Origin of the sequence: Streptomyces sp. NPDC051218, assembly GCF_044455475.1 — a bacterium.
In the GTDB taxonomy this organism is placed as follows: domain Bacteria; phylum Actinomycetota; class Actinomycetes; order Streptomycetales; family Streptomycetaceae; genus Streptomyces.
Map to the genome: position 1 here is coordinate 115789 of NZ_JBITEU010000017.1, position 18102 is coordinate 133890.

The following is an 18102-nucleotide window of genomic DNA, read 5'->3' on the forward strand; positions in this document are numbered from 1 at the left end:
CGGCCCGGAAATCAGGGGGAACGGACTTCAGGGAGCGTTCAGGAATTCCGTCAGGGCGTCGCCGCATACCTCGGGAGAGTCGAGCCAGGGTGCGTGCCCGCCGGGCATCCGGGTGAGTGTGCCGTGCGGAATGGCGTCGATCGAGGGCTGCGCCCGGTCAGGAGTGAGGAAGAGGTCGTCGTCTCCCCACAGGAGCAGTACGGGCTGGGCGATGGTGGCCAGTTCGGCATGGCCGACAGGTATACCGGGGCGTACCCGGGCCGGGGTGATCAGGCCTCGGAAGAGGCTCGCCACGGATGGGGCGAAGCCGGGACGGCGCGCGGCCAGATGGCCGACTTCGGTGAACTCCTGCGGCCAGCCGTCCAAAGCGCCGCGCCCCAGCAGGTTCTCGTTGCTGCGGCGGTACGCGGTCCGGGGCAGCGGCAGACGCAGCAGGGCCGGGCCCAGGAGGGGCACGGACAGGGCGCACATGACCGGTGCCGGCCGGACCTCGGCGAAGCCCGCGCCGGGCGCGCCGAGCGTCACGACGCGCCGGACCCGGTCGGCGGCGTCGAGCGCGAAGTACAGGCTGAACTGCCCGCCCATGGAGTGACCGACGAGGTCCGCTCGACGTATCTCCAGCGCGTCACAGAGCCCACGCAGGACGGCTACCGCATGCTCCCGCACCGACGGCCCGTATTCCGGCCGTAGCGGCGCGGCCAGGGCGGTGACCGAGGCGATCCCGTGCAGCAGCAGCACCGGCGTCTTCCCATTACCGGCGCCGAACTCCAGTACACGCACGTCGACTTGAGGCTGCACCAATGACACGGTGTGTTCCTTGGGTACGAACCCGTACCGCGCGAACACCGTTGTCTCGCAGTCACGGATCCGGATTGCGGCGGGGCTCATCACTGTGGCCTCCAAGGCGCTCACCGGGCGGGCGTGGTGTGACCGTGCGGTTACAAGTGCATAACTGCTCCAGTGGCAAAAACTAGAGCATTAGACCTTTGGGTGCGTCAATGCTCATGCGGCAGTTGACTCCGGCCGCGAGCGGCCGAGTGGCCTAAAAATGTCTAGTTGGAGAATATTGACTCCTAGAGTAAGGTGACGGCGGGCCCCGTTCTCCAGGTAGAGGATCGTTGAATGAATCACGCGAACGACCCCATCGAGTGGTCGCGCGAGCAGTGGCTCGCCCAAGACCAGCCTGCCCCTGAGCAGTTCACCGCGATGGCCGCGATTCTCCGCACCCACCAGGCCATGTGCGCCTCGATCGACGCGACGCTGCGCCGGCACGAACTGACCCGTACCGGGTATCTGCTCATGACCACACTGCAGTTGTCGCGGGAGGGCACCCGCCCTCTCGGCCAGCTCAGCCGACACTTGATGGTGCATCCGACCACCGTCACGCTCGCCCTCGACCAGCTGGAGAAGCGCAAGCTGCTCCGCCGTCAGCCGCACCCGACCGACCGCCGCACCACCCTGGCCGTACTCACCGAAGCCGGACGGGAGGTCCTGGAGAAGGCGACCGAGGCCCTTTCCGGCGTCAGCTTTGGACTGCAGGGAGTCGACGACGCGCTGTCCCGGCAAGTGGTGGACACGCTCCGCGAAGTCCGGGCGCAGGTCGGGGACATTCCCTAGCCCACCACCCGAAGCCCCGGGCATCAGCGGCCGGTGCGCCTGTGGCAACTGCCATGGGCGCACGTTGCCGTCACTCGGCCTCTATGCCCGGAGACTGGAGCGCCCCCGTGACCACCCTCGTCCGCTGCGAGACACGCGACCAGGTCGCCACCCTCACCCTCGACTCGCCGTACAACCGCAACGCGCTCTCCACCGCGCTCGTCGCGCAGCTGCGCGAGTGCCTTCGTGATGCCGCCGAGGACGCAGACGTACGAGCCGTCGTCCTGAGGCACACCGGGCGGGTGTTCTGTGCCGGAGCCGACCTCTCCGAAGCGGGCTCCGGCTCCTTCGCCCAGGGAACGCAGGCGATCATGGAGATGCTCACCGCCATCGTCGAGCTCGACAAGCCGGTGCTCGCCCGGGTGACGGGGCATGTGCGCGCGGGTGGCATGGGCATCGTCGGTGCCTGCGACCTGGCCCTCGCCACCGACAGCGCCTCGTTCGCTTTCACCGAGGCCCGGCTCGGGGTCGCCCCCGCCATCATCTCCCTGACGACACTTGACCAGTTGGACCCCCGCGCGGCTTCCCGCTACTACCTGACCGGTGCCATCTTCGACGCCGCCGTGGCGGCAGACATCGGCCTCATCACCCAGGCGGTGACCGGCGACGAGCTCGACGCGACTCTCGATGCACTGCTCACCGAGATCCGGGCAACCTCTCCGCAAGGCGCCGCGGAAACCAAGCGCCTGCTGACAGCCGCCCGCCGCGAGCGCATGGCCGCGCAGGGGCGCGACTTGGTGGACCTGTCCGCCCGGCTGTTCGCCAGCGAGGAAGCACAGGAGGGTATCCACGCGTTCCTGGAGCGCCGCGAACCGGCTTGGCGCAAGTAGTCTTCAGGCGGGGCGCAGCTTCCCTGTCCCGTTCTGCGTGTTGAAGGTTTTTGGGCTGGGCAGCGTGGCTACAGCCCTCCCTATTGAGGTGCTCAGCTGGTGAAGTATTCGGGGCGGTCGAGGTCCTCCAGCAGCCCCGGCCCCTCGGGCATCCAGCCGAGCAGTTCTCGGGTAGCGGTGCTTGACGCCGGCCCGTCTCCTTCCGCATAGGCCGTGTACAGACCGAAATGGCGACGGGCTTTGAGGGGCGACATGCTGACCGTCGGTACTCCGAGACGGCGGCCGATGACTTCGGCGATCGACCGGTAGGGCACGCCTTCTTCCGCGACGGCGTGGTAGCGGCCGGCGCGGGCACCGCGCTCGACGGCGAGGCGGAACACACGAGCGGCATCCGCGTAGTGAACGGCCGGCAGCCGGTTCTCGCCCTGGCCGATGTAGCCCGATGTGCCGTGTTTGCGGGCGAGTTCGATGAAGCGCGGGAGCGTGAACCGGTCGCCGTCGCCGTGCACGCACGGCATCCGCACGATCGATGCGTTCACGCCCGACTCTGCCAGGCCCATGATCGTGCGCTCGACATTGCGTCCGACGGGGCCTGCTTTGGCGGAAGCGGGGTCCTCTTCGGTGAAGACCGGTCCGGACGGGATGACGGGCGCGAATCCGCCTGCCGCGACCAGGGGCCGGTTCGTGCCGGCGAACACCTCTGCGACGGCCTGCAGAGCGGCGCGCTCGATGCGGCTGTTCCGGGGGAACCTGGCGATGCTCTTGTTGTCGAACGCGGTATGAATCACCGCGTCGCTGCGGGCAGCTCCATCGCGCACCCGCTCGGGCTCTTCCAGGCTGCCCGAGTGCGCTGTGGCACCCGCCGCCTGAAGCGACGCAGCGGAAACCTCCGAGCGGGCCAGAGCCAGGACTTCATGCCCCGACTCGATCAGATCGCGCACGACCGCGGAGCCGATGAAGCCGGTGCCACCTGTGACGAAGACGCGCATCAGACCGCCCCTCCGACGGGGCGCCGCGGCCCCATGTAGTCCTTCAGCCGGGTCACAAGGCCGTCGCGCCGCTCGATGATCCACAGGTAGCAGATGTCGAAGGGTTCACCGGTGGCCGCATCGAAATGATGTCCTTCTGCCTCGATGATCACCTCCTCGCCCAGCTCACGCACGGTGATGTCGTCCAGGGTGCCGAACTGCACGCTGCCGTCCATGCCGGCCATGTAGGCGCGAATCTGGGGCTTGCCTTCGAGTCGGCGGACCTCACCGGCTGCGGCGAACGGGAACTCGTGCACAGCGTCATCGGCGTACATCTGCAGCCAGGTGTCGACATCGCCTTCGGCGAGGCCGATCGCGGCCTCCGCCAGCCAGACGGGGAATTCCGCTTCGTCGTCCATGAAGGGCTCCTCTAGAATTACGGACTATGAGTCCCAAAAAGCCTAACACCATTACGGACCACCAGTCCGAAAAGGTTCGGCGGGGGCGCCCCACAGTCCCCCGCGACCGCATCCTGGGCGCCGCCGACGAGCTCCTGGCTGCGTCCACAGCCCCCGGCGCGGTCACGATGGACGACATCGCGGCAGCGGCCGGGGTCGGCAAAGGCACGCTCTTCCGGGCCTTCGGAAATCGGGACGGCTTGCTGGACGCCTTGTTCGCGGCACGCCTGGAACCCTGGCGCGAGGAGCTCCACCGCTCCGGATCCCCGATCGGCCCCGATGTGCCGGCAGCCGACCGGGTCGTCTCGATCCTGGAGCAGCTGCTGAACTTCAAGCTGGAGAACCCGGCCCTGCTCGCGGCACGCGAGATGAACGGCACGAGCCTGCTCTCAGCCCCGCACTACGTGTGGGTCCACGGCGTGTTGCGCGACCTGCTGGAGCAGGCGGGCTTCCAGGCACAGTCGGCGCAATACACCGCTCACCTGCTCCTCGGGGGACTCCAGGTCGAACTCATCACCACACTCAAAGCCTCCGGATGTTCCGAGGCGGACATCAGACACGCACTCGTGAGCACGGCACGCCGCATTCTCGGAATGCCCGCCGCCGCCTGAGCAGCCGTGATGCCCGATTGACCCGGCCGCCCGACCCTGCCCACACAAGCGGCAGAGACGCCGCATCGCCCAACTCATCGGATGACGTACGTAGTCGCCGCGCCCCCGCCGTTGTCGATACGGCGCCGGTGGCGCCGTGAACAATCAGCCCGTGCCGCTGTCGGCGAGGCGCCGGGCGTCCGCGGCGTTCCGTACGGCATCACCGACGACGTAGCTCATGAACGTCGAAGCGTGCCGCTCGGGGACGTCGAGCGCCCCGGATGTGCCGCACGCCTACCTATGATCTCGCGCCGGCTGTACTTCATCTAGGGCTGACCAGCCGAGGAGGAAGACCATTCCCACGATGCCGGCCCTATGGGCTGCGCCGCACGTTGTCCGGCTCTCTCGAACTACTTCCGCAGCTCCCATCCGAGCACAACACTGCATGGCCATGGACATCTGGGTGAACGTCATCGCCGCCAGCAGCGGACTGCTTGGCGCGGTTATCGGCATCGCAGGCACGCTTCTCAGCGAACGGTGGCGCGGGCAGGCCGCGGCGCAGACCGAGCGGCACACTGCCGCTTTCCGCCTTCGAGAGGAACGCAAGGACGTTTTGATCCGGTTCTTCGCGCTCGTCCGGGAGGTTGAACGCTTCGCACAGAGACGCCTTGACGGCGAAGACCTCGATGACGCGCAGGTCGAGGAACTCACCAGCCGACTTTGGCTACTGCACCTGGAGGTGCACATGATCTGCACCCAGCCCATGGACGAAGCTGCGAACGCTCTCACCGAGCGGATGAGCGCCGCCGCATGGAGATCCACCGGCGAGGAGCTCCGGGACTACCTCGGAGATGTTCGGCGGGCGGCCGCTGCTGCCGCACGCGCAGAACTCGGCGTTCCTCCTCTGCCGGATGACGCCAGCCTGCGGACGGCATAACCGATCCCACTGCCGTCGCCGGTCAAAGTGCAGTGGCAAACGGTCAAGGATCAGTGGCCTGGGATACCGCTCGACGTCACCGCGAGGGCCTGCGTCTTTGCCTCGAAAATCGAACATGTGGTCTATTCGGAAGCATGGACCGTGACCGCTTCCCCAGCGACCTTCTCAAAGACCAGACCGCCTGGTACCTCACCTACGACGAACTGGCCGTCACCCCGGCCGAATCGCAAACCGCAGCACGTCGCCGCCTGCTGGAACTCTCCCGCCGCGTCGTGAGGCATCCCTTCTGGGAAACACCAGCCGGAACACCGGCCGCACGGGTGGCCCTCAAAGAGATCGCCCGCGCCCGGACAGAGGCGGGATCGTGACGCGCGGGGAACGAAAGCCTGTCGCTGAGCGGCGCAACGACCTCCTGCGCAGACACCGTGCCTGGATCGCCGAATACGGCGAGAAGCCAACCGTGCGTGAACTCGCAAAGGCCGTGGGGTGCCCTCCCCGTACAACTCCGCGCCTTTTACTCTAACGATCGATACTCTGGCGCTGGACTATTCGCCGCGTCCCGGTGGAGGCAAGGCCATGACGACCTACGAGACACTGCTGGTGGAGCGAGCCGAACCTGGCGTCGCCGTACTGCGACTGAACCGACCCGAGCAGCTGAACGCCCTCAACGTGGTGATGTTTCAGGAGATACGCGAGGCCTGTGCCGCCCTGCACGCCGACGACGACGTCCGAGCCGTGATCCTCACCGGTGCGGGACGGGGGTTCTGTGCCGGGTACGACCTCGAAGAGGCCGAAGAGCTGGCTGCGTTGACCCCGGCGGACATGCTCGCCCGCCAGGATCTGGCCCACGCCGCCATCATGGCCCTGCGTACCTTGCGCCAGCCGGTCATCGCCGCAGTACCGGGGCCGGCGATCGGAGGCGGCCTCAGCCTCGCACTGGCCGCCGACATCCGGCTCGCGGCGTCCGCCGCCCGATTCAGCGCCGCCTTCGTCCGACTCGGCCTGTCCGGCGGTGACATGGGCTGCTCCTGGCACCTGCCACGGGTGGTCGGGGTCGGCACTGCCGCCGAGCTGATGTTCACCGGACGTACCGTAGAGGCCGCCGAGGCACTGGCCCTGGGTCTTGCCAACTCGGTTGTCGTTGAGGCGGAGTTGATACCGAAGGCCCTGGCCATGGCGCGGGCGATAGCGGCGCACTCGCCGTTCGGTATCGCACTGACCAAGCGGGCGCTGTACGCGAACCTGGACGCCCCCTCGCTGTACACGGCCCTCGAAGTCGAGAGTCGCGGGCAGGCGTTCGCCACCCGCGACCCGGACTTCCCCAAGGCCCTCGCCTCGGTCCGCGCACAGCTTCTGCGCCGCGCGGCCGACGACTAGCGCCTGTGGTCGAGGACCACCTTGCCGAAGGCATCGCCCGAGGCGAGGCGCGCGAACGCGGCAATGGCGTCGTCGAAGACGAACTCCGAGTCGATGACCGGCCGGATGCCGCGCCGCGCGCACAGCCGGAGCAAGTCGGCGAGCTCGTCGCGCGAGCCCATCGTGGCGCCGATGACCTCAAGTTGCAGGAAGAACACCCGGCGCAGATCCACCTCCGCGAGATGGCCCGACGTCGTTCCGCTCACCACGATGCGCCCACCCGGCGCGGCACACTTGAGTGAGTGGTCGAAGGTGGCTGCGCCGACGGTCTCCACCACCACGTCCACCCGCTCCGGCAGCCGCGCGCCCGGTTCGAGGGCGATGGCTCCCAGCGCGGCGATGCGCTCGCGCTTGGCGGCACTGCGACTGGTGGCATAGACCCGGGCGCCCAGCGCGCGGGCGAGGACCACCGCGGCGGTGGCCACACCGCCGCCCGCTCCCTGCACAAGCACCGCGCTGTCCGGGGTAATCCGTCCCTGCCTGACGAGCATCTTGTAAGCGGTCAGCCAGGCCGTCGGCAAGCATGCCGCTTCCGTGAAGCTCAGCGCGTCCGGTTTGGGCAGCAGATTGCGGCGCGGTACGTGGACCGTCTCGGCCAGGGTGCCGGGGTGCTTCTCGGAGAGCAGCGAGCGCTTCGGGTCGAGTGTCTCGTCCCCAGAGGTGGCATCCCCGATGACCGCGTGCACGACGACCGCGTTGCCCTCGGGGTCAAGGCCCGCGGCGTCACAGCCGAGGATCATGGGCAGTTGGTCTTCGGCGAGGCCGACGCCACGCAGCGACCACAGGTCATGATGGTTCAGCGCACTGGCGAGCACCCGCACCGGTACCCAGTCGGCGCCCGGCGCCTCGGGGGCCGCAATCGGTCCGAAACTGAGCCCGGACAGCGGATCATCCGAGTTCACTGCTGGGGCGTAGGCGGCACGGATCGTGGTCATGCGATCTCCTTGAGGAGCGCGGCCGGTACGGAGACCGTCCGGGAGCGGAGGAACTCGCCAAGGCTTTTCGCCTGGGCGTCCGGACGAGTGGTCGCGGCCACCCCGGGGGCGATCAGGCCGGCGACGACGAAGTTCAGGGCTCGCAGGTTGGGCAACTCATAGCGGCATACCTCGAGTTCAGCGGCTTCGGGGAGCAGTTGACGAAAGCGCTCGACGGTCAGTTCACCGCGCAGCCAGTCGTACGCGCGCGGGTGCGGCGCCCACACGCCCACATTGGCGTTGCCGCCCTTGTCGCCGGAGCGTGCTCCGCACAGCCGGCCCAGGGGGATCTCGACGACCTCACCGTCGACGGCAATGGGGTGTTCGGCCGGCGCTGACGACGGGGTCGGCGGGGGCGCTGCCGGGCCATGGGGGATGACCTGCTCGGTGCCGTCGGGCAGGTGCACCGTGTGCGAGACGTCTTCGGCCGGGATCAGGGTCGGCCAGTACACGCCGAAGGCGCTGGCCGGGCTGGGCGGCGTGGTGGTGTGGAAGCCGGCGTAACCCCCGAGAGCCAGCTCCCAGGTGGTGTTGGAGAAGTACCGGCCGACCTTGCGCTCGTCGCTGTCCTTCACGGTGATGCGCAGATGCGCCGACGCTTCCTCGTTCCGGTTCGCGTTCACCCGGTCGAAGCGGAGCAGTCGGGCGTCGAACTCCGCGAACTGCGCGGTGCCTCCGAGCTGTTCGGTCAGCAGACTCAACGCGTGCTGGGCCTTCTCCTCGATGTCAAGGCCCGTGATGACGAGGGTCATCGTGTTGCGGTATCCGCCCAGCATGTTGAGCGCGACCTTCAGGGTCGAGGGCGGCGGGCTGCCTTTGGTGTCAGTGACCTGTACGCGGTCGGGGCCGGCCTGCTCGACGCGGGTGGTGTCGAAGTGCGCGACGACGTCCGGGTTGGCGTACGCGGGTGCGCCGATCTCGTACAGCAGTTGCGCGGTGACCGTGCCGGTCGAGACGAGTCCGCCCGTGCCCTCATGCTTGGTGATCACCGAGCTGCCATCCGCGGCGACTTCGGCGATCGGAAAGCCGGGGTAGCGGCGATCGGTGATCTCCTCCAGGAAGCTGTAGTTGCCGCCGGTGGCCTGCGGGCCGCACTCGATGATGTGGCCCGCTGCGACGGCCCCGGCGAGTACGTCCCAGTCATCGCGTTGCCAGCCGTGCCACCAGGCGGCAGGGCCGACGACCAGGCTCGCGTCGGTCACCCGCGGGCAGATGACGATGTCCGCGCCGCCGCCCAGTGCGGCGGTGATGCCCCAGCCGCCCAGGTACGCGTTGGCCGTGACGATCGGCAGGTCGGCCTCGGCCAGCGGTGTGCCGGTGTCGAGGTGGGTGAACTCGTGCCCGGCCGCTTGCAGTTCCGGGATGCGGTCGGCCAGGTCGTCACCGGTGATGTGGGCGATACGCGCGTCCAGCCCGAGGCGGGCGGCGAGTTCGCCCAGCTTGGAGGCCAGGCTCGCCGGATTGAGCCCACCGGCGTTGGCGACGATCTTGATGCCCCGCTCCAGGCATGTGCCAAGGACGTCCTCCATCTGCTGGAGGAAGGTACGTGCATAGCCGAGGGAAGGGTCTTTCCGGCGAGCCTTCCACAGAATCAGCATGGTCAGCTCGGCGAGGTAGTCGCCGGTGAGCACGTCGATCGGTCCATCCAGCATTTCGCGAGCAGCGGCAAGCCGGTCGCCGTAGAAGCCGGAGCAGTTCGCGATACGTACCGGCTGTTCGGGCATCACACCTCCACATAATCTAGGGATAGATATTAGGAGGCTAGAGTATCGAGAGACCTCGCCGCGACCCCGAGGCTCAAGTAGTGAATCGCAATTCACTATGGCATCCTCAATGGTGCGCGGGCGCGCCGCGGCGGCGGGGCCCACCTGGACTGCCGTAGCGCGCCCGCGCACCCGAGGCGGCGATGGCAGACTTGCCGAGTGGCGACTGAGAAACTTCCGCGGCGACACCGCGACCCGGACCGCAAACAGCGCATCCTCGATGCCGCAGCCTCCCTCGGCGCACGCCGAGGATTTCACGCGCTCTCGATGGCGGACATCGGCGCCGAGGCAGGCATCGTGGGATCCGGCATCTACCGCCATTTCGATGGAAAGACCGCCATCCTGGTGGCGATGCTGGAGCAGGTCATGGACCGGCTCGCGGACCGTTCCGCCGAGATCATGGCTGCTGACATCACTGATGCCGAGCGACTGTCTGAACTGGTCAGAGGGCATATCGAGGTCGCCCTTCAGGACGGGGACGTGCTCTCGGTGTACTACCGCGAGTCGCATACCGTCCCTGAGGTCGCCCTGCGTCGGCTGCGTCGCCGACACCGCCTCTACATCGAGGAATGGGTGCACCTGCTGGCTCCCCGGCGCCCGGATCTGGCCGACGCCGAGCTGCGGGTCGCCGTGCACGCAGGGGTCGGCGCGATCCAGTCCATCCTGAACTACCAGAGCGGCATCGCGGACGCGCGCGCCGCCGAGCTGCTCGAGACGATGGCACACGCTTGTCTCGGAACGACGCCCGCGTCTACGGTTAGTGAATTCTCATTGACTAACTAGGGCGCCTGCCTGTGAGAGCCACGCGCCCGAGGGAGCTGTGAACCCATGCTGGCCGACCTCTCTGCCCACCTCGAAGCAACGCCTCGCCAGATTGCCGCCTCAGCGGCCGCCGCCGAAGAGGGTCGCTACGACGGCTTCGGCGTTCCCGAGACCCGGCACGACGTATTCACGGGCCTCGCCCTCGCCGCCGCCGCGACCGACCGCATCTGCCTGCAGTCCGAGATCGCCGTCGCCTTCGCCCGCAACCCCATGTCCGTGGCCGTCCTGGCCAACGACATTCAGCTGATCTCCGGCGGTCGCTTCAGGCTCGGCCTTGGCTCGCAGGTCAAAGCGCACATCGAGCGCCGCTTCGCCATGCCATGGAGCCGCCCAGCCGCACGTATGGAGGAGTTCGTCGTCGCGATCCGGGCCATCTGGCACGCCTGGGCGACCGGTGAACGCCTCACCTTCCGAGGCGAGTTCTACCAGCACACCCTCATGACGGACTTCTTCAGTCCCGGCCCGAACCCGCACGGCAATCCGCCCGTCATCCTGGCTGCCGTCGGTGAACGCATGACCCAGGTCGCGGGACGCGTCGCTGACGGAATGCTCTGCCACAGCTTCACGACACCGCAGTACGTGAGCGAGCGCACCCGCCCCACCCTGCGCGAGGCGCGCGGGAGCCTGGACGGCTTCACCCTCGGCCTGCCCGCCCTGATCATCCTCGGCGCCGACGAGAAGGAACGCGCTGACGCCGAGGCCGCCGTGCGCGCCCAGATTGCCTTCTACGGCTCCACCCCGGCGTACCGCCCAGTGCTCGAACTGCACGGCTGGGAAGACCTCAACGACCGGCTCAACACCCTTTCCCGTCGGCAGGCCTGGAGCGAGATGGCCGATGCGATCGATGACGAGGTGCTCGACGCTTTCGCGGTCGCCGGGACCGCGGGCGAGGTCGCACATGCGCTGCACTCCCGCTTCGGCGGCCTCGTCGACCGTGTGTCGCTGTACACCCCCTACGACGCCGATCCCGCTCAACTAGCCGTAACAGCCAGGGCGTTGCGCAGCATCTGCTGACCGGAGCCCGGCGGAAGCGTCCACCCGACAGCGCCGGCGCAAGTCATTGACAACCAAATAGTCTAGGCCCCTATTATCGAGCTATGGATGAAACAGTTGTGGTGGTTTCCGCCGTACGCACAGCTATCGGCCGCCGCGGACGCGGCCTGGCCGACGTGCACCCAACCCGGCTGCTCGGCAGTGTCCAGCGGGCAGCCCTCGCCGAGGCGGGCCTCGACCCGCATCTGGTCGGGCAGGTCGTCGGCGGAGTCGTGGCCCAGGTCGGGGAGCAGGCGTTCAACGCGGCGCGCACCGCCTGGCTGGCGGAGGGCCTGCCGCAGGGGGTAGCGGCCACCACGGTCGACGCGCAGTGCGGTTCCTCCCAGCAGGCGCTCACCCTCGCGACCGGTCTTGTCGCCTCCGGCATCACGGACGTGGCGCTCGCCTGCGGCGTCGAATCCATGAGCCGCATCCCGATCGGCTCGAACTTCCGCAAAGACTTCGACCTGGGCCGACCGGTCCCGAAGGCGTACCAGCAGCACTACGAGTTCCTCAACCAGTACCAGGCGGCCGAGCGCATCGCCGAGCACTACGGCATCACCCGCAGACGCGCGGACGAACTCGGCGTCACCTCGCAGGAGCGCGCCGCGCACGCCTGGGCCGAGGGCCGCTTCGACAGCCAGATCGTGAAACTGGAGGTGGAGACCGAAGACGGCCGAGCCGTCGCCTTCTCTCGGGACGAGGGCCTGCGCGCGACCACCCTGGAGGGCCTTGCCGGTCTCAAGCCCGCCGTCGACGGCGGCATCCACACCGCCGGCACGGCATCGCAGATCTCCGACGGCGCCAGCGCGGTACTCCTGACCACCGAGCGCCGGGCGCGGGAGCTCGGCCTCACTCCGCTGGCCCGCGTGGTCGACTCGCTCCTCATCGGGGTCGATCCGGTGATGATGCTCCTCGGCCCGCACACGGCGGCGCCCAAGCTGCTCGAGCGCAACAACCTGACCATCGACGACGTCGACCTGATCGAGATCAACGAGGCCTTCGCGTCAGTCGTCCTGTCCTTCCAGGACGAGACCAAGGCCGACCCGGCGAAGATCAACCCCAACGGGGGCGCCATCGCCCACGGCCACCCCCTCGGCGCCACCGGGTGCGTACTGACCACCAAGGCAGTGCATGAGCTCCGGCGCACCGGAGACCGCTATGGCCTGGTCACCATGTGCTGCGGCGGCGGCGTGGGCACCGCGACGCTCCTCGAACGACTCTGAGCCACTGGACGTACGACTCCGCTCGACCCGAATCCGCACGAGTGCAGAGAGCTGGCCAGCGTGAACTACGAAGACATCACCTACGAGGTCGACGGACCGTCGGCCGTCGTCACCATCGACCGGGCCGACCGGCTCAACGCCTTCCGTGCCAAGACCATCGAAGAGCTGATCCACGCCTTCAAGCGCGCCTGGGCCGACACCGACGTCCGCGGCATCATCCTCACCGGTGCCGGTGAGCGTGCCTTCTGTGTCGGTGGCGACGTCAAGCAGCGCACCGAGACCGGTGATTACGGCCCCAGTGAGAACGGGCTGTTCGAGGCGACGTACCTGCACCGCCTGATCCGCGACGTGCCCAAGCCGGTGATCGCGGCCGTCAACGGGATCGCGATCGGCGGCGGTCACGTCCTGCACGTCATCTGCGACCTGTCCATCGCCGCCGAGCACGCGAAGTTCGGGCAGGCGGGACCGCGCGTCGGATCTTTCGACGGCGGCTTCGGCTCCGCGTACCTGGCCCGGGTCGTGGGCGAGAAGCGCGCCCGGGAGATCTGGTTCCTGCTGCGGCAGTACGACGCGGCGAAGGCCGAGCAATGGGGCCTGGTCAACAAGGTGGTCCCGAGCGCCGAGCTGCTGCCCGAGGCGAAGGCCTGGGTCGCGGAGATCGCCCAGTACAGCCCCACGGCGCTGCGCTTTCTCAAGCACTCGTTCAACGCCGACACCGACCACCAGGGCGGCCTGTCCCAGCTCGCCCAGGCGGGCCTGGATGTCTTCTCCGTGACCGAGGAGGCGAAGGAGGGCGCCAACGCCTTCGCCGAGAAGCGCAAGCCGGACTTCGGCAAGTACCAGATCTGACCGCCTCCAGGTATCAGATCTGACCGTTCCGACCGTCTCGAGAAGGACATCACCGTGAGCATTTCCATCGACCTGTCCGGTCAGGTCGCCGTCGTCACCGGCGGCGGCAGCGGTATCGGCGAGGCCATCGCCAGGACCCTCGCCGAGGCGGGCGCCGCAGTGGCCATCGCGGACCTGTCGCCGCAGGCCGCCGATCGGGTGGCCAAGGAGATCGAGGCCGTCGGCGGCCGCGCCCTCGGCGTGCCGATGAACATCGCCGACCGGGCGTCCATCGACGCGGCCCTGACCACCGTCCGTACCGAACTCGGCCCCGTATCCCATCTGGTGAACAACGCGGCCGCATGGGCCGTCAAGCTCTTCGCCGACCACACCCCGGAGGAAGTCGAGCGGGTCGTCGGCGTGACCCTCAACGGCACCATGGCCGTCACCCAGGCCGCGCTCGAGGACATCACCGCCCAGCAGGGCAGCATCGTCGTGATCGCCTCGGACGGAGCACGCATCGGTGAGCGCTACATGAGTGCCTACACAGCCGCCAAGGCAGGCCTGTTGGGCTTCAGCAAATCGCTTGCCCGCGAGGTGGGCCGCAAGGGCGTCAACGTCAACGCGATCGCCCCCGGTACCACCAACACCCCCGGCGGCGCCGGGTTCATCGAGCAGGCAGGCGGCGCCGAGAAGCTCGCCAAGGCCTACCCGCTCGGTCGGATCGGCGAGCCGCAGGACATCGCCAACGCCGCCCTCTTCCTCGTTTCCCCGCTCTCGTCGTGGATCACAGGCCAGGTCCTGTCGGTCAGCGGCGGCTTCACGATGGTGTGATCCCCATGACGAACATGACGAACCTCAGCTTTGCGGGCGATGTCGCCCTGGTCACCGGCGCCGGACGGGGCATCGGCCGGGCGCACGCCGTGGAACTCGCCCGGCGCGGGGCGCGCGTCGTCGTCAACGACCTCGGTGGCCGGGTCGACGGCGCGGACGGCGCCGAGGACCCGGCCGCCGATGTGGTCGCCGAGATCGAGGCAGCCGGCGGGCAGGCCGTGGCCAACCACGACTCGGTCGCCACCCCGGAGGGCGGCGCGGCCATGGTGGCTCAGGCCGTCGACGCCTTCGGCCGTATCGACATCGTGGTCAACAACGCGGGCATCCTGCGCGACAAGAGCTTCGGCAAGCTCACTGCCGACCTGGTCGACCCCGTCCTCGACGTCCACCTGCGCGGGGCGTTCCACGTCACCATCCCGGCCTGGGCGCACATGAAGGCCCAGGGCCACGGTCGCATCATCAACACCAGCAGCGGCTCCGGCCTCTTCGGCAACTTCGGTCAGGCCAACTACGGTGCCGCCAAGGCCGGACTCGCCGGACTCACACGGGTGCTGGCGGTCGAGGGCCGCAAAGCGGGCATCCACGTCAACGCCATCGCCCCGGCCGCCCTCACCCGCATGACCGAGGACATCCTGGGCGACAACGGCCACTTGCTCTCCCCCGAATCGATCGCCCCCGTAGTGGCCTTCCTCGCCAGCCGCGCGTGTGAGCTGAACGGCCAGATCCTCTCGGTCGGCGGCGGTCACGTCGCCGCGGTCCTGACGACCGAGACCCAGGGCATCACGGAGAAGGAGCTGACCGCCGAGGCGGTACGCGACCGACTCGGCGAGATCTTCGACACCGAGGGCGCCTTCACCCCGCGCCATCTGGGCGACGAGCTCAAGGAACTGGTCGCGGCCCTGAAGAAGGTCTCCTCGTGATCTCCTTCGAGTTCACCCGGGAACAGGAGGACTTCCGCCGGGAGCTGCGCCGCTTCGCCGAGAGCGAGCTGGCACCGAAGTACACCGAGCGGGCGGCCAAGGCGGAGTTCAGCTGGGAGGCCCACCGGCAGCTCGCCGAGCTCGGCGTACTGGGCATCGGACTGCCGGAGAAGTACGGCGGTACCGGCGAGGCCGACCCGGTCAGTCTCGGCATCGCCACCGAGACCCTCGCGTACGGTGACGTCAACGTCGCCGCAGCGCCCGTCCAAGTGGGTCTGGTGGCCGCCCAGTTGGCCGTCCAGGGCCAGCCGGGTGTGGCGCAGACGTATGTACCCCGGCTGATCGCAGGCGAGATCGTGGCCGCGATCGCCGTGACCGAGCCATCCGCCGGCTCGGACGCCTCGAGCCTGCGCTGCCAGGCCCGCCCGGTCCCCGGCGGCTGGAAGCTCACCGGCGAGAAAATCGCCATCACCCACGCCACCACCGCCGAGATCGCCCTCGTCTACGCCCGCCGGCCGGGCAGCCAGGGACACCGCGGCATCAGCTGTTACCTCGTCCCCCTGGGGACAGAGGGGGTGACCCGCGGCGCCATGCCCGGCATGGGGTGCCTGCCGCTCGGATGGGGCACCCTCTCCTTCACCGATGTGTTCATCCCCGACGACCACTTGGTGGGCGAGGAGGGCCTCGGCTTCGCCGGAGCCATGCACCACTTCGACTTCAGCCGGCCGGCCCTCGGCCTGCTGTGCCTGGGCGCCGCCCAGGCCAGCATCGACGAAGCGGCAGCGTGGGCGAGCGAGCGTGAGGCCTTCGGCCGCCCCATCGCCGCCTTCCAGGGCGTGTCCTTCCCACTCGCCGAACACGCCACCTACCTGGAGGCCGCCCGCTGGCTCTGCTACCGATCCCTGTGGATGCGGCAGACGGGCCGGCAGCACACTGACCTGGCCGCCATGAGCAAGTGGTGGCCACCCCAAGTCGCCAAGGAAGCCATCGAGACCGCCTGGGTGACCCACGGCAACCTCGGTTACTCCACCGAGCTGCCCCTGCAGCAGCGCTACCGGGACGTGGCCGGCTACCTGGTGGCCGACGGCACCGCGGCGATCCAAAAACGCATCATCGCCACCACGATGCTCGGCAGGGCGGCCGCACGGTGACCGGAGCGGTGACCAGGGTCGGCATCTCCATCCACGACAGCCTGTTCGTCGCCGACCCGGCGCGGCGACGCGGGCTGCTCGACCTCGCCGTGCAGGCCGGCCTCGACCACTTCTGCGTCGCCGACCATGTCAGCTTCCACGACGGCACCGGCTTCGACGGCCTCACAGCGGCCGGCGCCGCCCTGTGCAGCCAGGACGCACTCCCCCTCCTGGTCGGCATCTACCTCCTCGGCCTGCGCCACCCCATGCTCGCCGCACGTCAGCTCGCCTCACTCAGCCAGCTGGCACCCGGCCGCCTCGTACTCGGCGTCGGCGTCGGCGGCGAGGACCGCCGGGAAATCAGCAACAGCGGCGTCGACCCGGCCACGCGCGGCCGCCGCCTGGACGAAACCCTTCTTCTGATGCGACGGCTCGCCACCGGCGAAGTGATCGACCACAAAGGGGAGTTCTTCACCCTGGAGCAAGCGAGCATCCGGCCGGCCCCCGAGCCACCGGTGCCGCTGGTGATCGGCGGCAGGGGCGAGGCGGCCATCCGCCGCACCGCCCGGTATGGCGACGGCTGGCTCGGCATCTTCTGCACCGCCCGGCGCTTCGCCCAGACCCGCGAGGCGATCGCCGAGGCCGCAGCCGCCCACGGTCGTGCCATTCCCGGCTGGTACGGACTCAACGTATGGTGCGGACTCGACCGGGAGGCGGCCCGCGCACGCGAGCTCCTCGACCAGCGGCTGCGGGCTCTGTACTGCCTGCCGTACGAGAAGTTCCAGCACGTCGCCCCGGTCGGCACGCCCGCGCAGGTCGCCGAGTGGCTGGCGCCCTTCGTCGGCCAGGCGGAGCACATCACCCTGGTGCCGGCCTCCTCCTCACCGGAGGCGGGAATCGAGCACGCAGCACAGGTGCGTGAGCATCTGCGGGCCGGCGCGTCAGCAGGCCTAAACTGATGTGTCGGCGCCGAAGGCGAGAGTGGCGAAGACCGGCAGTCGCCACGTGGCGGCAGGCCTCGATCAGAAAGCGGGAACGCCTTGTCTCCGAGAACCCAGTCGGACTCCGTCACGTGGATGCGAGAGCAGTGGGCGGAGCACGGCGAGAGCGGTCCGGCGCAGTTCGCCGCCATGGCTTCGCTGCTGCGTACGACAGCGGTGGTGACCGCCGAGATCGACCGGGTCCTCAAGCGGCACAAGCTCACCCGCACCGCGTATCTGGTCATGGTGACCCTGCAGATGTCCCGTGACATGTCCCGGCCCCTCGGCCAGCTGAGCAAGGCGCTCCTGGTGCACCCCACGACGGTCACGATGGTCATCGACCAGCTGGAGGACGCGGGTCTCGTGGTCAGGCAGCCGCATCCCTCCGACCGTCGCACCATCCTCGCCTCGCTCACCGGCAAGGGCCTGGAGCGCGTCAAGAAGGCCAACGCGGCGCTGGGCGAGATGGGCTTCGGCCTGAACGGCACGGACGACGCAGCCGCTGACCATCTGGCGGACGAACTGCGCAAGGTACGCGAGGCACTCGGCGACTTCGGCTGATCGCAGTACGCAACGCGGCCCGTGCCATCGGACGGCGGCACGGGCCGTTGTGCTGCCCTGCCACCACCCATATCCATCTAGCGCAAGAGTGTCGAGGCATCGATAGTCGAGTACTAGACTTCCTGCCTGTTTCGGGCGTATAACAGAGCCACTTCATACGGCCTCGGATTCACCCTG

The 18102-nt window shown here is 68.7% G+C and carries 20 protein-coding genes; 15 read left to right on the top strand and 5 right to left on the bottom strand.

What is annotated here, in order from left to right; all coding sequences use genetic code 11:
- Positions 1-27: 27 nt before the first annotated feature.
- The gene (locus tag ACIBCK_RS37640) at positions 28-888 is read right to left on the bottom strand and encodes an alpha/beta fold hydrolase (RefSeq protein WP_399397696.1); all 861 of its coding nucleotides are present in this window, start codon (positions 886-888) and stop codon (positions 28-30) included.
- A gap of 234 nt (positions 889-1122) precedes the next feature.
- Here ACIBCK_RS37640 and ACIBCK_RS37645 point away from each other — a divergent pair, with 234 nt between their 5' ends.
- Positions 1123-1617, top strand: a complete 495-nt coding sequence (locus tag ACIBCK_RS37645) for a MarR family winged helix-turn-helix transcriptional regulator (RefSeq protein ID WP_399397698.1) — start codon at positions 1123-1125, stop codon at positions 1615-1617.
- An 83-nt stretch (positions 1618-1700) separates the two neighbouring features.
- Complete coding sequence (locus ACIBCK_RS37650) at positions 1701-2486, top strand: enoyl-CoA hydratase family protein (protein ID WP_399397700.1); 786 nt, start codon at positions 1701-1703, stop codon at positions 2484-2486.
- A gap of 92 nt (positions 2487-2578) precedes the next feature.
- On the opposite strand, the gene ACIBCK_RS37655 is transcribed toward ACIBCK_RS37650, so the two are convergent.
- Together ACIBCK_RS37655 and ACIBCK_RS37660 are read right to left on the bottom strand one after the other, a co-directional pair.
- Positions 2579-3475, bottom strand: a complete 897-nt coding sequence (locus tag ACIBCK_RS37655) for an SDR family oxidoreductase (RefSeq protein WP_399397702.1) — start codon at positions 3473-3475, stop codon at positions 2579-2581.
- Positions 3475-3873, bottom strand: coding sequence for a nuclear transport factor 2 family protein (locus ACIBCK_RS37660; protein WP_399397704.1), 399 nt, complete (start codon positions 3871-3873; stop codon positions 3475-3477). Before ACIBCK_RS37660 ends, ACIBCK_RS37655 begins: the two co-directional genes overlap by 1 nt.
- A 26-nt stretch (positions 3874-3899) precedes the next feature.
- Here ACIBCK_RS37660 and ACIBCK_RS37665 point away from each other — a divergent pair, with 26 nt between their 5' ends.
- From ACIBCK_RS37665 to ACIBCK_RS37680, 4 genes are all read left to right on the top strand, one after another.
- A complete protein-coding gene (locus ACIBCK_RS37665) occupies positions 3900-4523 on the top strand; it encodes a TetR/AcrR family transcriptional regulator (protein ID WP_399397706.1) in 624 nt (207 codons plus the stop codon).
- Between the two features lie 430 nt (positions 4524-4953).
- Positions 4954-5439, top strand: coding sequence for a hypothetical protein (locus tag ACIBCK_RS37670; RefSeq protein WP_399397708.1), 486 nt, complete (start codon positions 4954-4956; stop codon positions 5437-5439).
- 134 nt (positions 5440-5573) lie between these two features.
- A complete protein-coding gene (locus ACIBCK_RS37675; protein ID WP_399397710.1) occupies positions 5574-5807 on the top strand; it encodes a hypothetical protein in 234 nt (77 codons plus the stop codon).
- A 208-nt stretch (positions 5808-6015) separates the two neighbouring features.
- Entirely contained in the window at positions 6016-6816 is an 801-nt protein-coding gene (locus ACIBCK_RS37680) for an enoyl-CoA hydratase/isomerase family protein (protein ID WP_399397712.1), read from the top strand.
- On the opposite strand, the gene ACIBCK_RS37685 is transcribed toward ACIBCK_RS37680, so the two are convergent.
- Complete coding sequence (locus ACIBCK_RS37685) at positions 6813-7790, bottom strand: zinc-binding dehydrogenase (protein WP_399397714.1); 978 nt, start codon at positions 7788-7790, stop codon at positions 6813-6815. The two genes, ACIBCK_RS37680 and ACIBCK_RS37685, sit on opposite strands and share 4 nt — an antisense overlap.
- Positions 7787-9553: an acyclic terpene utilization AtuA family protein gene (locus tag ACIBCK_RS37690; protein ID WP_399397716.1), complete on the bottom strand. Its 1767-nt coding sequence runs from the start codon at positions 9551-9553 to the stop codon at positions 7787-7789. The genes ACIBCK_RS37685 and ACIBCK_RS37690 overlap by 4 nt, the downstream gene beginning before the upstream one ends.
- A 198-nt stretch (positions 9554-9751) precedes the next feature.
- On the opposite strand from ACIBCK_RS37690, the gene ACIBCK_RS37695 reads away from it, so the two are divergent.
- The 9 genes from ACIBCK_RS37695 (at position 9752) to ACIBCK_RS37735 (ending at position 17925) form a co-directional block, all read left to right on the top strand.
- Positions 9752-10375, top strand: a complete 624-nt coding sequence (locus ACIBCK_RS37695; RefSeq protein ID WP_399397718.1) for a TetR/AcrR family transcriptional regulator — start codon at positions 9752-9754, stop codon at positions 10373-10375.
- 45 nt (positions 10376-10420) lie between these two features.
- Positions 10421-11428, top strand: coding sequence for a TIGR03617 family F420-dependent LLM class oxidoreductase (locus ACIBCK_RS37700; protein ID WP_399397720.1), 1008 nt, complete (start codon positions 10421-10423; stop codon positions 11426-11428).
- An 83-nt stretch (positions 11429-11511) separates the two neighbouring features.
- On the top strand, positions 11512-12672 hold the full coding sequence (locus ACIBCK_RS37705) for a thiolase family protein (RefSeq protein ID WP_399397722.1): 1161 nt from the start codon (positions 11512-11514) through the stop codon (positions 12670-12672).
- 60 nt (positions 12673-12732) lie between these two features.
- The gene (locus ACIBCK_RS37710) at positions 12733-13521 is read left to right on the top strand and encodes an enoyl-CoA hydratase-related protein (protein WP_399397724.1); all 789 of its coding nucleotides are present in this window, start codon (positions 12733-12735) and stop codon (positions 13519-13521) included.
- Positions 13522-13575: 54 nt separating this feature from the next.
- Complete coding sequence (locus ACIBCK_RS37715) at positions 13576-14334, top strand: SDR family NAD(P)-dependent oxidoreductase (protein ID WP_399397726.1); 759 nt, start codon at positions 13576-13578, stop codon at positions 14332-14334.
- Between the two features lie 5 nt (positions 14335-14339).
- Positions 14340-15254 carry an SDR family NAD(P)-dependent oxidoreductase gene (locus ACIBCK_RS37720; protein WP_399397728.1) on the top strand — a complete coding sequence of 305 codons (915 nt, stop codon included), beginning with the start codon at positions 14340-14342 and terminating at the stop codon, positions 15252-15254.
- The gene (locus ACIBCK_RS37725) at positions 15251-16405 is read left to right on the top strand and encodes an acyl-CoA dehydrogenase family protein (RefSeq protein WP_399397730.1); all 1155 of its coding nucleotides are present in this window, start codon (positions 15251-15253) and stop codon (positions 16403-16405) included. The genes ACIBCK_RS37720 and ACIBCK_RS37725 overlap by 4 nt, the downstream gene beginning before the upstream one ends.
- An 8-nt stretch (positions 16406-16413) precedes the next feature.
- Positions 16414-17343, top strand: coding sequence for an LLM class flavin-dependent oxidoreductase (locus ACIBCK_RS37730; RefSeq protein WP_399397731.1), 930 nt, complete (start codon positions 16414-16416; stop codon positions 17341-17343).
- Positions 17344-17460: 117 nt separating this feature from the next.
- A complete protein-coding gene (locus ACIBCK_RS37735) occupies positions 17461-17925 on the top strand; it encodes a MarR family transcriptional regulator (RefSeq protein ID WP_399397734.1) in 465 nt (154 codons plus the stop codon).
- The last annotated feature ends 177 nt before the right edge of the window (positions 17926-18102 follow it).

What these genes read in the sequence shown, in the direction of transcription:
- ACIBCK_RS37685 (WP_399397714.1), bottom strand. Translation starts at nt 7,790, where the DNA reads ATGACCACGATCCGTGCCGCCTACGCCCCAGCAGTGAACTCGGATGAT.
- ACIBCK_RS37645 (WP_399397698.1), top strand. Translation starts at nt 1,123, where the DNA reads ATGAATCACGCGAACGACCCCATCGAGTGGTCGCGCGAGCAGTGGCTC.
- ACIBCK_RS37680 (WP_399397712.1), top strand. Translation starts at nt 6,016, where the DNA reads ATGACGACCTACGAGACACTGCTGGTGGAGCGAGCCGAACCTGGCGTC.
- ACIBCK_RS37705 (WP_399397722.1), top strand. Translation starts at nt 11,512, where the DNA reads ATGGATGAAACAGTTGTGGTGGTTTCCGCCGTACGCACAGCTATCGGC.
- ACIBCK_RS37640 (WP_399397696.1), bottom strand. Translation starts at nt 888, where the DNA reads ATGAGCCCCGCCGCAATCCGGATCCGTGACTGCGAGACAACGGTGTTC.
- ACIBCK_RS37650 (WP_399397700.1), top strand. Translation starts at nt 1,701, where the DNA reads ATGCCCGGAGACTGGAGCGCCCCCGTGACCACCCTCGTCCGCTGCGAG.
- ACIBCK_RS37690 (WP_399397716.1), bottom strand. Translation starts at nt 9,553, where the DNA reads ATGCCCGAACAGCCGGTACGTATCGCGAACTGCTCCGGCTTCTACGGC.
- ACIBCK_RS37660 (WP_399397704.1), bottom strand. Translation starts at nt 3,873, where the DNA reads ATGGACGACGAAGCGGAATTCCCCGTCTGGCTGGCGGAGGCCGCGATC.
- ACIBCK_RS37720 (WP_399397728.1), top strand. Translation starts at nt 14,340, where the DNA reads ATGACGAACATGACGAACCTCAGCTTTGCGGGCGATGTCGCCCTGGTC.
- ACIBCK_RS37655 (WP_399397702.1), bottom strand. Translation starts at nt 3,475, where the DNA reads ATGCGCGTCTTCGTCACAGGTGGCACCGGCTTCATCGGCTCCGCGGTC.
- ACIBCK_RS37670 (WP_399397708.1), top strand. Translation starts at nt 4,954, where the DNA reads ATGGACATCTGGGTGAACGTCATCGCCGCCAGCAGCGGACTGCTTGGC.
- ACIBCK_RS37735 (WP_399397734.1), top strand. Translation starts at nt 17,461, where the DNA reads ATGCGAGAGCAGTGGGCGGAGCACGGCGAGAGCGGTCCGGCGCAGTTC.
- ACIBCK_RS37700 (WP_399397720.1), top strand. Translation starts at nt 10,421, where the DNA reads ATGCTGGCCGACCTCTCTGCCCACCTCGAAGCAACGCCTCGCCAGATT.
- ACIBCK_RS37665 (WP_399397706.1), top strand. Translation starts at nt 3,900, where the DNA reads ATGAGTCCCAAAAAGCCTAACACCATTACGGACCACCAGTCCGAAAAG.
- ACIBCK_RS37675 (WP_399397710.1), top strand. Translation starts at nt 5,574, where the DNA reads ATGGACCGTGACCGCTTCCCCAGCGACCTTCTCAAAGACCAGACCGCC.